At 50.6% G+C, this 13,552-nt stretch carries 12 protein-coding genes and 1 riboswitch; of the genes, 1 reads left to right on the plus strand and 11 read right to left on the minus strand.

The window, feature by feature from the left end; translation table 11 throughout:
• Positions 1 to 7 precede the first annotated feature (7 nt).
• Entirely contained in the window at positions 8 to 1,090 is a 1,083-nt protein-coding gene (locus tag GSQ94_RS19245) for an aromatic ring-hydroxylating dioxygenase subunit alpha (protein WP_158945478.1), read from the plus strand.
• A gap of 58 nt (positions 1,091 to 1,148) precedes the next feature.
• On the opposite strand, the gene cobF is transcribed toward GSQ94_RS19245, so the two are convergent.
• From cobF to GSQ94_RS19300, 11 genes are all read right to left on the minus strand, one after another.
• Positions 1,149 to 1,913 carry a precorrin-6A synthase (deacetylating) gene (gene cobF, locus GSQ94_RS19250; RefSeq protein WP_158945479.1) on the minus strand — a complete coding sequence of 255 codons (765 nt, stop codon included), beginning with the start codon at positions 1,911 to 1,913 and terminating at the stop codon, positions 1,149 to 1,151.
• A 75-nt stretch (positions 1,914 to 1,988) separates the two neighbouring features.
• Positions 1,989 to 2,780 (minus strand): cobalt-precorrin-6A reductase, encoded by a 792-nt coding sequence (locus GSQ94_RS19255; RefSeq protein WP_158945480.1) that lies wholly within the window; start codon positions 2,778 to 2,780, stop codon positions 1,989 to 1,991.
• A 102-nt stretch (positions 2,781 to 2,882) separates the two neighbouring features.
• Positions 2,883 to 3,659, minus strand: coding sequence for a precorrin-4 C(11)-methyltransferase (gene cobM, locus GSQ94_RS19260; protein ID WP_371417575.1), 777 nt, complete (start codon positions 3,657 to 3,659; stop codon positions 2,883 to 2,885).
• A complete protein-coding gene (locus GSQ94_RS19265) occupies positions 3,623 to 3,991 on the minus strand; it encodes a cobalamin biosynthesis protein (RefSeq protein ID WP_158945482.1) in 369 nt (122 codons plus the stop codon). The genes cobM and GSQ94_RS19265 overlap by 37 nt, the downstream gene beginning before the upstream one ends.
• Positions 3,988 to 5,250, minus strand: coding sequence for a precorrin-6y C5,15-methyltransferase (decarboxylating) subunit CbiE (cbiE, locus tag GSQ94_RS19270; RefSeq protein WP_371417576.1), 1,263 nt, complete (start codon positions 5,248 to 5,250; stop codon positions 3,988 to 3,990). Before cbiE ends, GSQ94_RS19265 begins: the two co-directional genes overlap by 4 nt.
• Complete coding sequence (locus GSQ94_RS19275) at positions 5,240 to 6,751, minus strand: precorrin-2 C(20)-methyltransferase (RefSeq protein ID WP_158945484.1); 1,512 nt, start codon at positions 6,749 to 6,751, stop codon at positions 5,240 to 5,242. The genes cbiE and GSQ94_RS19275 overlap by 11 nt, the downstream gene beginning before the upstream one ends.
• The gene (locus tag GSQ94_RS19280; protein ID WP_158945485.1) at positions 6,748 to 7,377 is read right to left on the minus strand and encodes a precorrin-8X methylmutase; all 630 of its coding nucleotides are present in this window, start codon (positions 7,375 to 7,377) and stop codon (positions 6,748 to 6,750) included. Before GSQ94_RS19280 ends, GSQ94_RS19275 begins: the two co-directional genes overlap by 4 nt.
• The gene (gene cobG, locus GSQ94_RS19285; RefSeq protein WP_158945486.1) at positions 7,368 to 8,702 is read right to left on the minus strand and encodes a precorrin-3B synthase; all 1,335 of its coding nucleotides are present in this window, start codon (positions 8,700 to 8,702) and stop codon (positions 7,368 to 7,370) included. The genes GSQ94_RS19280 and cobG overlap by 10 nt, the downstream gene beginning before the upstream one ends.
• A 124-nt stretch (positions 8,703 to 8,826) precedes the next feature.
• A riboswitch (cobalamin riboswitch) is annotated at positions 8,827 to 9,017 on the minus strand.
• Between the two features lie 39 nt (positions 9,018 to 9,056).
• Positions 9,057 to 11,123: a beta-galactosidase gene (locus tag GSQ94_RS19290; protein WP_158945487.1), complete on the minus strand. Its 2,067-nt coding sequence runs from the start codon at positions 11,121 to 11,123 to the stop codon at positions 9,057 to 9,059.
• Positions 11,124 to 11,289: 166 nt separating this feature from the next.
• A complete protein-coding gene (locus tag GSQ94_RS19295; protein WP_158945488.1) occupies positions 11,290 to 12,114 on the minus strand; it encodes a hypothetical protein in 825 nt (274 codons plus the stop codon).
• Positions 12,115 to 12,305: 191 nt separating this feature from the next.
• Positions 12,306 to 13,283: an SPFH domain-containing protein gene (locus tag GSQ94_RS19300; RefSeq protein ID WP_254063999.1), complete on the minus strand. Its 978-nt coding sequence runs from the start codon at positions 13,281 to 13,283 to the stop codon at positions 12,306 to 12,308.
• Between the last annotated feature and the right edge of the window lie 269 nt (positions 13,284 to 13,552).

Consider the following 13,552-nt stretch of genomic DNA (forward strand, 5'->3'; position numbering starts at 1 on the left):
ATGGGATATGTCACCTGCATCGAAGTTCGTTCCGACTGTTGCCCTCACATCGTCTGAATCTGTGGCGCAGGTTACGCTTCCCCGCGAGTGCACCTTCACGGAAACAGACTGGCGTGCTCTCGCCCCGTTCTGGTATCCAATTGCTTTCTCTCACGAGGTTGGAGATAAACCCTTCGCGGCCAAACTTCTCGACGAGCGTGTGGTTGTCTACCGTCTCTCTGATGGTTCACTCGTCGCGGCAAAAGACATCTGCTTTCACAGGGGCGCACCTCTGAGTCTCGGCCGCGTAGAGGGCGATGAGATCATCTGCAAGTATCACGGCCTACGGTACGACCCAACGGGAAGATGTACCTGTATCCCGGCTCACCCTAACGGAGCAATCTCACCCCGTCTTCATCTGCACCTCTTTTCGGTGCAAGAAGCGTATGGACTGATCTGGGTGCGTCTGGTCGACGACGGCGCTCGATCGTTGCCCACGATGGAGGAGTGGTCTGATTCCAATTACATTAAGGTGCTTCCAAATAGCGTGAACATGAACGCGTCAGCAGGGCGGCAGATGGAAGGCTTCCTCGATGTCAGCCATTTTGCATTTGTACACGTGGACACCTTCGGTGAATTGGATAACCCCGAGGTTCCGGACTATGGGATCACGAAGACATCGGAAGGCTTCGTAGCTGACTACTTCAGCACGGTGAGCAACTACTCGCTCCAGTTCAAGCACCTGAATCCTCCAGGTTTCGTTTGGCACCGCCGTTTCGAGGTCTTCTACCCGTTCACGGCGAAGCTAACGGTCACTTTTCCTGAGAACGGAAGTCTTCATATCCTCAACGCAGCATCACCCATCTCCGCCCGCAAGACACGTCTCTTCGTTCCCATCTGCCGCAACTTCGACAAAGATGCACCGCTGCAGGCCTCACTCGACTTCAACCACTTAGTCTTCGCCGAGGACCAGGCTATTGTCGAGCAGCAGTACCCTGAAGACCTGCCCCTGGACCTACACGCCGAGGCACACTTTCCTGCTGACCGAAGCTCGATCACCTACCGCAAAGGATTGTCCGCTCTCGGACTCGGAAGAAGCTTTACAGCCTAGACTCTTAGCTAAGTTGGTTTGAATTACGAAGCTGAGTAGAATTCATGCTTTTGCAATCCTATCGGCTTGCAGAATTGCGGAGCAGATAGATGTCCATTATCCATCCATTTTTTACCCGTGCTGCTTGGCGGATTGCTTTGATGCTCTCCATTTTTTCGATGAGTTTGCCAGACAGAAGAATCTCTTTATCGGTGCCTACATATGCACCCCAATAAATTTCGACATCTTTATCAAATGCTTGCTCGAAAGCGCACTCTCCATCAAGCATTACAACTACATTTTTCAGATCATGCACTAAGTCAGTCGATAGTTGACGACCTGTTGTGATGTGAATCGACTCTCCTATCCCATTCAACATTATCTTGTGACGGGCTGCGAGTGCCTGAACGCTAGTTATCCCCGGGATAACTTCATATTCAAAACAGATTTTGTTTCGAGCAGTCAGTCGATCGATTACTCTGAGAGTGCTGTCATATAGTGCCGGATCTCCCCACACGAGAATAGCTCCACATTGATCTTCTTTTAGCTCGTTCTCGATCAACGCTTCCCATATTAATGTCCGTTGCTCATGCCATACCTCAACGCGCGACACATAAGAAGCGATGGAGGGATCGCGTTCAGGATCGACGACTTCAATAGTCCTGTAAGATGTCTTGTCGATGTAGCGTTCGCAGATATCTTTTCGTAGACGCACAAGATCGCTTTTAGCTTCACCTTTGCTCATTACAAAAAAGACGTCTACCAAATTCATCGTCCTGATTGCCTCTATTGTGATATGTTCCGGATTGCCAGAGCCAATGCCAATGACGTATAGCTTTCTCATACAAGTGTCCTTTTAGTTTTCATACAAATACTCCTGTTTTCGAAGTTGCTAAAGGGTCATTAACGAAAGGCCAACTCAAACACTATTGCTTTCGGCTTGAACGAGGCGATCAACTCTCGACAGGATGTCATCTATTGTTTTCGAATTCGATACGCTATGGCTATCAGGACGGCCAATCATCACTACTGGAATTCCAAGAGACCGCGCCGCTTCAATTTTGGGATAAGTTGCCGACCCACCGCTATTTTTTGAAACGATATAGTCAATTGAATATTCTTGTAACAACCGCAGTTCTCCCCGAAGATCGAAGGGGCCACGTTTTAAGAGAACCTGATGATGAAGAGGAAGGGGTTCTTGTGGGTCTTCAATTGCGCGTATCAGAAACCATGTACAACTACAAAAAGCGAACGAAGATACTTCTTGTCTTCCAACGGAAAGTAAGACCCGCGCTTCTCTTAATTTGAAAAACTCTGCAGCTCTCTTGATATCGGCAACCTCATGCCAACAATCGTTTTTCGTCTTTTCCCATGGTGGTCTAACAAACTTAACTAGCGGCAATCCTAACCGTGCACATGCATCTTCTGCATTACAGCTTATCGTGACGGCAAAGGGGTGAGTTACGTCTACAACCGCCCGTATATTCTCGCTTCTTAGATAAGAGACAAGACCATCAACTCCACCAAATCCTCCCACTCTCACCGGTCCCACCGGAAGCTGAGGCTTGCTTAGTCGTCCTGCCAGCGAGGAGATAAGGCTCAGATCTTTTCTCCGCTCAAGCCTCTCGGCAAGTTGTGAGGCCTCGGCGGTGCCGCCAAGAATCAGTATCCTGGGTGGGGCTTTTAGAACCCTGTCAAATGCACCCTTCATCAACACATCCTCGGCTCTGATCAATTGAGCTCACAATACTACCTTCGAAGTACAGCATCAGAGCGTACTTCAAATAGAACACCAAATGCACGCTCCAGTCGTCTAACTGCGATCACGAGAGATGGAGTAAAGATAACTTTCCCCAAAGCTGGTAGCGCTAAAGGACTTTCCGACCAGTATCAAAGCATTATGATCTATTCCTGATTTAGTTACGATCGCTTGGATAGTAGACAAGGTCCCGCGCAGGATCATTTCGTCTGGCCAGCTTGCACGAAATACTACTATTACAGGGCAGTCTTCTCCATAAAGCGGTGACAACTGTGTTGTTACGATATCGAGATTCATGATGGAAAGGTGAATCGCCATTGTTGCACCGGACCGCGCCAATGTTGTGAGGTCTTCTCCAATCGGCATCGCGGTAGATCGGGTTGAGGTCCTTGTTAGTATAAGAGATTGAGCGACTCCTGGGAGAGTCAACTCCTGGCCAAGAGCAGCTGCAGCGGCAGCAAAAGACGGTACGCCGGGAGTTACATCGTAGGGAATATTAAGACTTGTCAGGCGGCGAATTTGCTCTGACATCGTGCTCCAGATCGAAAGGTCTCCCGAATGAATACGAGCCACGTCAAGTCCTTGTTCATGGGCTGACGCTAGTTCTTCAATAATTTCATCGAGGTTCATCTCTGCAGTGTCAATGATCCTGGCTCCGGGCGGTGCATGTGCGATTACCTCTCTTGGCACTAAAGAACCGGCATACAAGCACACAGGAGAACGGCGAATCAGATCTCTCCCACGCAGCGTGAGTAGGTCAGGAGCTCCAGGGCCCGCTCCGATAAAATGGACCGTCATGGCAACACCGCTACGGCGCAAGTGCAGAAACATCCTATCTGGCGTGGCAAAACTAGGCGCGCGAGCGGCCCGAGAGCAGCTAGTGCGGAGGCCTCCGCGACGCTCGGAGTTCCCACCTTCGTTTCCGCAATGCTAGAGTAATTTTTTACTCCACGAATCTGAGCAAGAACACTTGCAGGAAATATCATGAGCCGTAGTCTAAGGGTTGATGCAACAATCTCTCCAATACTCGAACAGCCATCTCTTGTTGCGATGACAGTATTGGGAGCAACTTCTCCGATGCAATGTTTAATCAGCTTGATTACGTCGGCAGCGGTCGCGCGTGAGGAACAACCAATACCGATAGAGTGGGCCTCATCTATCATTTGTTAACTACCCATTGAGTTATGGGCATCAAATGACGCCATCCAAGAGTTCCACCAACTGGTTCAGCTCGGGCCACGAGAATCCTCACGAGGTCGCCTCCATACTGTTTATGTAAATTCGCTACCGTTGCTTCGCTCTCGATTGTCACCGCATTCACAACTAGCCGGCCACCAGTTATGAGCTTATCCCAGCATGCCCTGAACAGCCCTTCCCTGCCCAGGCCGCCCCCAATAAAGATGGCATTCGGAAGTTTAAAACCATGGAGAGTTTCCGGAAAGCTTCCACAAACGACTTCTAGCCCTGGCACTCCGAGGCGCTTCTTATTGATCGAAATCCTAGCAGCTCTCTCTTCCCGTTCTTCAAATGCAACACACGAGCAAGAAGGATGAGAGCGCATCCATTCGATACCAATTGATCCTGAGCCAGCTCCTACATCCCATAACCGTTCGCCTGGCAATGGAGCGAGCCTCGCCAATGTAACTGCGCGGACTTCACGTTTAGTTAACTGTCCATCCGTTTCAAAACAATCCTCTGAAAGTCCTGGAACAACTGAAAAGGATTTGATTCCAATATCAGCAGTACAGGCTATAGCGATTGAGTTCAAATCCCCGCATGGTTTTGCGGGCCATTCCTTCGCGGTGGCATCCAAGCGCTTTTCTGCAGACCCACCCATATATTCAAAGACGGCTAATTGGCTTGATCCATAACCGTTATCTACTAGAAATTGTGCCACCTTGGCAGGCGTCATACCATCTTCAGAATAAATTACTAGTCGTTGACCACGATGCAGATATCTAAACAGCTGCTCGATAGGACGGTTTACAAGAGAGATCAAAATAGTTTCTGAGACAGACCACCCTAGGCGTGCACATGCAAGAGAAAACGCGGAGACCTGTGGCATCACACAAAATTCACCCGGATTCAACTCTCGGGTCAGCGTTACGCCTACCCCGAATAGCATGGGGTCACCACTCGCTAAAACCGAGACTCGAGTCTTCCCTCTATGCAATGTCAGAATCTCATTCAGTGCGGATATCATGGGAGAAGGCCATGCAAGACGCCTCGACTTGCCTATAGGGATGTGAGCGAGATGTCGTGTTCCACCGTAAAGAATCTCCGAAGTTTCCACAGCTTGTTTTGCAGCGGCACTGAGACCTTCCCAACCATCCTCTCCGATGCCAACGATCGATAGCCAGCACTCGTTGCCATTTTCTCTCGCAACTTTCGACTGCGGAGTTAGCATGTGGTCAAGCTCCATAGCTTCGCGGAGTGTAGATTAACTCCCTGTGATTCGACATTATAAGGCGACGTGTTGTTGAAGAACCCACAAGAATTATGGTTTGCATATCAGCCATGGAGGGGTCAAATCGGCCCAGATCTGTGGTTACTATTTTTTCATCAAACCTACCTACGGCGCGAGCAAGTACAACGGGTGTCTCAGGAGACCTGTAGCCTGAAAGAATTGCCTGCGCCTCTGCCAGTTGCCATTCGCGCTGTGACGAGATCGGATTGTAAATCGCGAGTGCAAAATCAGCGGAAGCTACAGCATGCAGCCTCTTAACAATAACCTCCCATGGCTTCAAGCGATCCGAAAGTGATATTACGCAGAAGTCATGGCCTAAAGGAGCACCTACTCTTGCTGCCGCGGCCTGCATCGCTGAAATTCCGGGAACGATGCGAACATCCAGAGAGCGCCATATTTCCGGTCCTTGGTCGATTGACTCCAATACAGCAGTTGCCATGGCGAAGATACCTGGATCGCCAGACGATACGACACACACCCGGCGTCCCGCCTCCGCGAGAGACAGAGCGTGACGTGCCCGCTCCGCTTCGACTTTGTTATCCGAACCGAAGCGGCATTGGCCAAATCGAGTCGGTACGCGATCTAAGTAGGGCTGGTAGCCTATTAGGTCCGTCGCCTCCGCCAACGCTTGCTGAGCCTCGGGCGTAATCCATTCCGTGGAACCTGGTCCCAGTCCGACGACTGTTACCTGACCTGGCTTGTCGACGAGATTCCTGCTCTGGTCGAGATGTGAATCGGGAACGAGTATGAGCGAAAAATAAGGAACAGTAGCCGGGTCCACATCGATAAGTTTAGTAATCCGCTCCTGACTGGTTGTTGCACGCTCTATATAGAGCGCTCTCTCTATTACCCCAGCCCTCGATAAAGCATTTCTCACTTTAGCGAAATTGCGCCCAAGCTTCATAATGGCAAATGCACCATGAGAATTGAGCTTATTTGTGAGTGCATCCTCTGAGAGAGTTGCAGGCAATACTACTAATTCTGAATCCCTTCTTACGAGCGGAACTCCTAGCCTTGCGGCTGCGGCCATCACGGATGGAATTCCGGGAATTACCTCAGTAGAAAACTGGTGAGCGAGCCTGTCATGAAGATACATGTATGATCCATAGAAAAAAGGATCTCCTTCACAGAGAATCGCGACATCACGACCGCAACGAAGATGGTCTGCGATCTGATGCGCCATCTCGTCATAGAACTCGGCGATAGCTGCTTCATATCCGCCGGGATGATCCGTAGACTCAGTTGTGATCGGATAGATCATTGGCAACTCAATCTGTTTGAGTGTGAGCTCGGAACTTACAATGTGACGCGCATTACTTTGCCCATGCTTAGCCGCTGGATAAGCGACTACGTGGGCTTGCCTAATGGCACGCAAAGCCTTAAGAGTTACGAGTTCTGGATCACCGGGTCCTAATCCGACACCAAACAGTCGTCCTGGTATCGTGCTCTCAATCATTCTTCCTCACTTGCCAAAGCATTTACAGCAGCAGCAACGATTGCACTTCCACCACGTCGCCCGCGGATCGTCAAATAAGGAAGATTCAGCTTATTCATTTCCAGTGCTGCCTTCGATTCGGCCGCGCCCACAAACCCAACGGGAACACCAATAATGAGCGCAGGAGTTGGCGCCCCATTTTCAATCATATCCAAGAGATGAAATAAGGCGGTAGGGGCGTTTCCAATCGCCACTAGAGAGCCGCCCAGTTTATCGCGCCAAAGCTCCAATGCTGCGGCGCTGCGCGTAGTTTCGGATCTTTTCGCCAGTTCCGCCGTTCGCGGGTCATTTAACGTACAAATGACCTCGTTATTCTGGGGCAGTCTAGATGGAGTAATCCCATTTGCGACCATAGTTGAATCACAAAATATAGGCTTTCCAGCAAGCAGAGCCTGTCGACCGGTCTCGACCGCAGAGGGTGAAGCGGAAACATATTGTGGCAAGTCTGTCATGCCACAAGCATGTATCATTCGTACGACCACGCGAGAAAGATCTGGTGGAAAAGCAGAAAGATCTGACTCTGCCCGAATGATTTCGAAAGATTCACGGTAGATGTCAGCAGCATTTTTTTTGTAACTTATTGACACGAAGAAACCTCAAGCGGCATTTCGGCCTGGTATGTGAGCATAGCGTCCAAGGCAGCTTCAAACGAATAGCCAGAGCCAAGGAAATGCTTATTGATCATTAGGTTATAACCATTGGGAGTGGCTACCAACTTGGCCGTCGCTTCGGTTCTCATCGCACATTGTTTTTCGCATCCCGAGATATTGACCGTCCAGCCTGGTTTTGGCTCACGACCGGACAAATGAGCTGCAAGAATTACTGCATCCCTCCGCACATTCGCCAAAGAAGCATCACAGCAATCGCTACCCGCGCAGGCGGAGACCCCTTGATACCCGTCTTTGCCGTCGAGTGATAAATTGACGGCTTTAAGTTTTGCGGAAACTAGACCAACCGAATCATCAGGAATAGAGCTAAGTAGAATGCCGCGCCAAGGAGCTAGCCGAAGATCTCCACCCCACTCCTTTGCTATCGAAGCAAGACCTCGAGCTTGCTGGCACGTCAATCGTCCAAGTGGAACCGATGGTACGACGCTTACGAAGCCAACCCTTTTTGTCGAATAGATCCCTGTAGGGGTATCACCTGAGTTATTCGAAGTCGGTTCTGGACAGTGCACAAGAAAACGAGACAGCCCGTTGAGGAGGGGCGTAAGTGCCTCCGGCCTTGACACGATATTTCGTCCTCGAGCAGGCACGCCCAATTTCTTCGAAATTTGAAGGCACATCCTTGCAGCCTCCAGCAGACAGTCAAGTGCCCTCTCAGTTCCCACACCAAAACCTGATAAAGCACCACCGATTGCGAGATGAAACAACGGAACGCCATTGACCATCACTGCCCGCAATGCCAGATCGTCTCCATCACGGCTAAACCATGTACCGCCACCATCTATTGCAAAGTTAAACTTGGGAAGCAAGTTAGCCAATATAGTGTCCGCTATGAGACGGTCATCTAGCTCTCTAACGAAAGACCGCGAGTCCAAGATCTCATCAGGAGCTAAACCTGCAAAGGGACTAGTGACTATATTACGGACTCGATCGTGTTGTCGTGAAGGGAGACATCCTGCTGATTCAAACTCTTGCACTAATTGAGAGAGATCCTCAGCCTTAATGCCTCGCAGCTGTAGATTGGCACGAGAGGTAATTTCAATCTGTCCATCCGCATATGCATCCGAGAGCTCTGCGATTATTTCGAGCTGCTGAGGGATGAGCACTCCACCCGGCATTCTTATCCGAATGAGCAAACCGTCTTTTGCCGGAACCGCATGAAGAATTCCAGGACAGAAACTGTCTCCAACTCTCATCGTGAGGCTTTCTTTCTCATTCTGCGGTAAAACGGACTGCTTTAGAAACAAAGCTGTGCGTCTCTTTCTCTGACCCTTATAAAAGCCGTCCGTTCTCGCAGTGATGGGTAGGAAAATACGGCATTAAAGATTCCGCAGCACCCAGCCCTTCCCGCGAAGGCGTGTCTATTTGCCCCAGATCGGCATCGTTTACGGCAGGTTTTCGGACTTACAGGCTACCTACTTGCTCCGGCTTCCCAATTCATAAAGAACCAGTACCATGTTTAGAGCTTTCGTTCCTGATTACCGCTGCGGGGCAGTTCCGGGTTCTCACCGGATTCCCTTTTAGTCTGTGAATCAACAGACACCGGAAACAAACTGATTATAGATCAGATGGCTGTTCTCTTCAAAGTACTGTGCTATCGTTCACTCCTTGCTGAGAACTGCCACTCCGTATTGCTTTAATGTAACCGCACCAACTTTGCTGCCAGCGAGAATGTCGGTCATCTGCTGGGGCAAGGTAACTTCTGCAGAATCTGCGGCGAAGTTAATGAGGATCCAGATGCACTTCTGTCCGTTAGAGCGAACATAGAGATCAACGCCTTTAGGCAGCTTGATTACTGGAGGGTGAATGCCGCTGGTCATCACCATCCATTTTGCTGCTGCGCTCATGGTACCCTCATCAAGCCATGCGCCGATGTAGGTAATGCTACCGTTACCAACCGACCTTGTGATGGCCGCAGGTTGCCCATCAAGCCAACCATTGCTTTTGCCGTAGCGCATTAGCACCTTGCCTTGAGGATCCCCTAAGCTTAGTTGCTCCGCCCAAATTTTACTGTTGCCTATCCCCCAATCCCCTGAGATTGGGACATCTCGGTCAAGCGCATAATACTGCTCCACACGACCTCCAAGCATCTCCACGAGAGGACCGGGCTGCCGCTCTATCTCTAGCCCGTTGTCTACGTTTTTCATTCCGCTGCGCTGGCCCAATACCAAATGTCCCCCGCCACGAACATAGTCCATTAGATTTTTTGCCTGTTCGTCAGTTAAGACATTGAGGGCAGGTGCAACCACCAACTTATATTGAGTCAGGGAAACTGAGGGAGAAACAATATCAATGGTGTGAACTAAGTCACGGAGTGGCCCGTAGTAGCTTATGAGTGCATCGATGGGATCAAACTTTTGATTATGCCTCTGCCAATTAATTGCCCAGCGGCTATCGTACGAGTGGAGAATGGCCACTTCTGAGTGAGGTTCGGTTCCCTTTAACGCGGGTCCAGCCTTGTCAAATTCTTTTCCAATTTGTGCGACCTCCTCGTAGAGAGGGACTGGAGTACCGTCTGCTCCCACTAAGGTGCCGTGATATTCCTCCTGGCCATTCAACGCGCTGCGCCACTGCCAATAGGAGACAGCATCAGCTCCATGACCTATGTCGTGCCACGCCATGGCCCGCGTCTCTCCCTTATTGAGGGCATTATTGTCTTTTGACCAGTTTACGAATCCTGGCTGAGTCTCCATCACCCAGAAGTTTCTGCGTAAGAATCCGCGTGTTAAATCGTGTGCTGCACCATTGCGTACCGGATCCAACTGACCGGTACCAACGTAGTCGTCCCACGATGCGAAGTCTAGATCCTGACTGACGGTGTAGTGATCGTACGCATCAAAAAAACCCATCATATTCGTCGTGATGAACTGTCGCGGATCGCTGTGCTCTCGGATCTTTTCAATTTGAATCTTCTGATAGCTGCGCCATGTATCGCTGACGAACCTTCTCCAACTAAGTAATAAGCCGGGATTTCCACCAAAGGTCTCGATGGGAATCTGGCTCCAGTCTGAGTAGGTCTGACTCCAATAGCTCGTCGTCCATTTGGCATTCAGGTTATCGAGTGTAATGTATCGTGCCTTCAGCCATGCTTGAAACTGACTCCTAGTGTCAGCTCCATAGGATTCGTTCGCGTACTCGTTATCGATCTGCCAGCCAATGACATTCGGATCGTGCCCGAAGTGAATTGCCATCTGCTCCGCCATGTTCCCAGCTAACTCTCGATATTTCGCATTTGACCAATCGAACTGTTGTCTGTTTCCGTGTTCATCTTTGCGTCCATCTTCTTTGGTTCGCAGTGTTTCCGGGTACTTAAACGTTAGCCAAGCCGGGGGTGCCGCACTTGGAGTACCAAGTACAACGGCGATATGATGTTTTTCTGCTAACCGAATTGCACGCTCAACCCAGTCCAAATCGTAATGGCCTTCGCTTGGCTCCATCGCGCTCCAAGCAAATTCCGTAATCCGGACAAAGCGGATATGCGCGGCTTCCATCAATGCAAGGTCAGTCTCCCAACGTAGCTCTGGCCACTGTTCGGGATACCACGCTGTGCCAAGATAAAGGGATCCATCGGTCGGAGAAGGCGATTGGGTAGCTGCTCCATAGGTAACCCTCAAACTAAAGATAACCAGCAAAAATATAACTAAGCGATGAAATCTGGACACGTTCATGAATTTCCTCTAAGGCGAAATAATGGAACTGAATGTCTAAATAGAATGTCCGCTAATAAAGCGACGACTTCAATCTGATCCGATTGCTGAGTGTGCCTCCATCAACCGCATTACAAGAACCTAACGCGACAGAGGGTCGTTGAGGATGTCATCGTTGGACCATTCCTTAGCCGATTATGCCTCTCGCATACGAGGCACACTTCTCTACTTCTTCCGGTGAACGACCGGTTCCGGCGTAGTCGCAATCTACGTAGGCTGTGATCGAAGCTTGCTTTTTCTTCAAGAACTGAAGAACTTCTTTCATATGCGATGCGCCTTCTCCAAACGGAACACTTGGACCTCCGGGCATCGCGTCCTTGAGATCAAACGCGTACATGGATGAATAGTTAGTTTGGACAAACTGTAATGCGTCGATCTTTGCTTTCGTCAGGTCGCCTATGTCGGGGTCCATACGGAAGTATTGAGAGGCGGCGAGCTGTTCCTTCAGATCATTCACATCAGAAAACTGGATACCAACGATCATTCGATGTTTATCCGCTGCGGCAGCTGTCATGCTTGTCAATGTTGACGGGAGGCGGGTAGCGATCGAGTCCGCTCCCAAAGCTTTCGCCATCAGGAATTGCCGGTCGATCTCTGCCTCAGAGGTTCCCAATCTGACCGAATAGGATTTGATTCTGAGACCCTGTTTTTCGAAAGTGGACCGGATGTTTCCAAAGTAGCTCATCGGAACGGAGAGTCGCCACTTCGTCAGCGCTGCTGCGGTCGCCTTCTGTTCTTCGAGTTGCTGTGCCGTTGGAGATAACTTGGGTGGGCTGAAAATTCCGTCTGGAAACACGGGATTGAACTTCGCGGGTTCCACGTGGGTGAATAGAATCTGACAGTCGTGCAGACTCGCCTGTTTCATCGCCTGAATGATGACGGGAATTGCTTCCTCTTGTGAAAGAGCTCGCAGACTCCATGTATTCAGTCCAAGACTCAGGCCATTTTCCACAAATCCGAAGCTCTCGCGCGAGTAGGCGGCTGCAACCGCGAGTGCACTTATCCCCTGGTTGAACTGCCTTCTAGAGAGCTTCATCGATTGCCTCACCAATTCTGATTAGTTGCTCGCTGCTGTGTTCGCAATTCTAAATTGTTATGAAGCAACAAGGAGGACACTGCTGGCGCAATCTTCCTCCTTGTCGGTTATTGCGTCTTTGGCAGTTCCATCAGGAGACCGCCGCTGCCGCTTTGGACGGTAGGAAGTTGTCCGTTCCACCGCTCGATGAGAGCCTTCTGGTTCTCGATCTTGCGGAGTTCGAGAAGCTGCGGGGTGAGCGAAGTTTGGCGGATCTTATTCGCTTCGGCCTCGCCGTTGGCACGGGTGACGGCGGCTTTAGCTTCACCTTCTGCTTCGGCGATGGTCTTGGCTGCTTCGGCCTGCGTCTTGGCGAGCTCGTTGCGTGCGCGCTCCGCGTCCTGGATCGCCTGGGCCTTCGAGGTGATGGCTGCGGCTATTACGGGCGGGACACGGGGAGCGCCAATGAAGCCGAACTGCTGGATGCCTACGCCGACCGGCTCCATCTTCGACTGGATGAGGGCCTGGACTTTAGTGAGGAACTCGGCTTTTTGTTCTCCATAGATCTGCTCCACGCTGTAGGTCGAGGCGACCTCGTTGAGTGAATTGCGGACGACGTCGCGGAGGATACCGTGAGTGAAGAGATCGAGGTCGCTGAGACGATACTTCACGTAGAAGTCGGGCACGCGGCGCGGATCGATGGCGTAGCTAAGGGAGACGTCGGAGTAGATCTCCATCCCTTCTTTCGTGTTGAAGCTCATCTCTTCGTTGGAGGCATGGCCTTCGTTAAGATCGTGGGTCCACTTCACAGTTTGGACAAAGGTTGGAAACTCGATGATCTGACTGCGCAACGGACTGTAGAAGACCCAACCCGTGCGGATAGGAATCTCTGCGGGACCGCGTTGCGAGCCGCTTAGAACGACCTCAACGCCTACATAGCCTGCTCCGATGCGTGTGATGGAGGCGATGTAGTTAAAGAAGATGAGACAAAAGATCAGTGCGGCAACCGCGGCTGCTGCGAGCTTGAGGAGTCGGGTTACACCGGGGATTTGAGCGTTGAAATTGCGATTATTGCCAGGGTTGATAGTTTCACCAAAGAGAGTCACGACAGCCTCCAGATCTTACGAAACGCAATGAATCCACCTGCTGCGATGAGAAGCAGCAGGCACAGTCCTCCTAGGACAGCCCGATCACTCGGCAAATTGAGTAGGTGGAACGCGGTCACCATACCCCAGTACAAGGGCAGTGCGACGAGCAAAGAGACTAACGATTTCCAAAACAGCATTGCACTTCCTGGCCTTGAACTGCAAAGGCCCTTATAACCGACAGCAAGCGTTAACGCTATGCCTTATTTCGTAAAGATGGCGTAAAGGCT

Source organism: Granulicella sp. S190, assembly GCF_009766095.1.
Taxonomy (GTDB): Bacteria; Acidobacteriota; Terriglobia; order Terriglobales; family Acidobacteriaceae; genus Edaphobacter.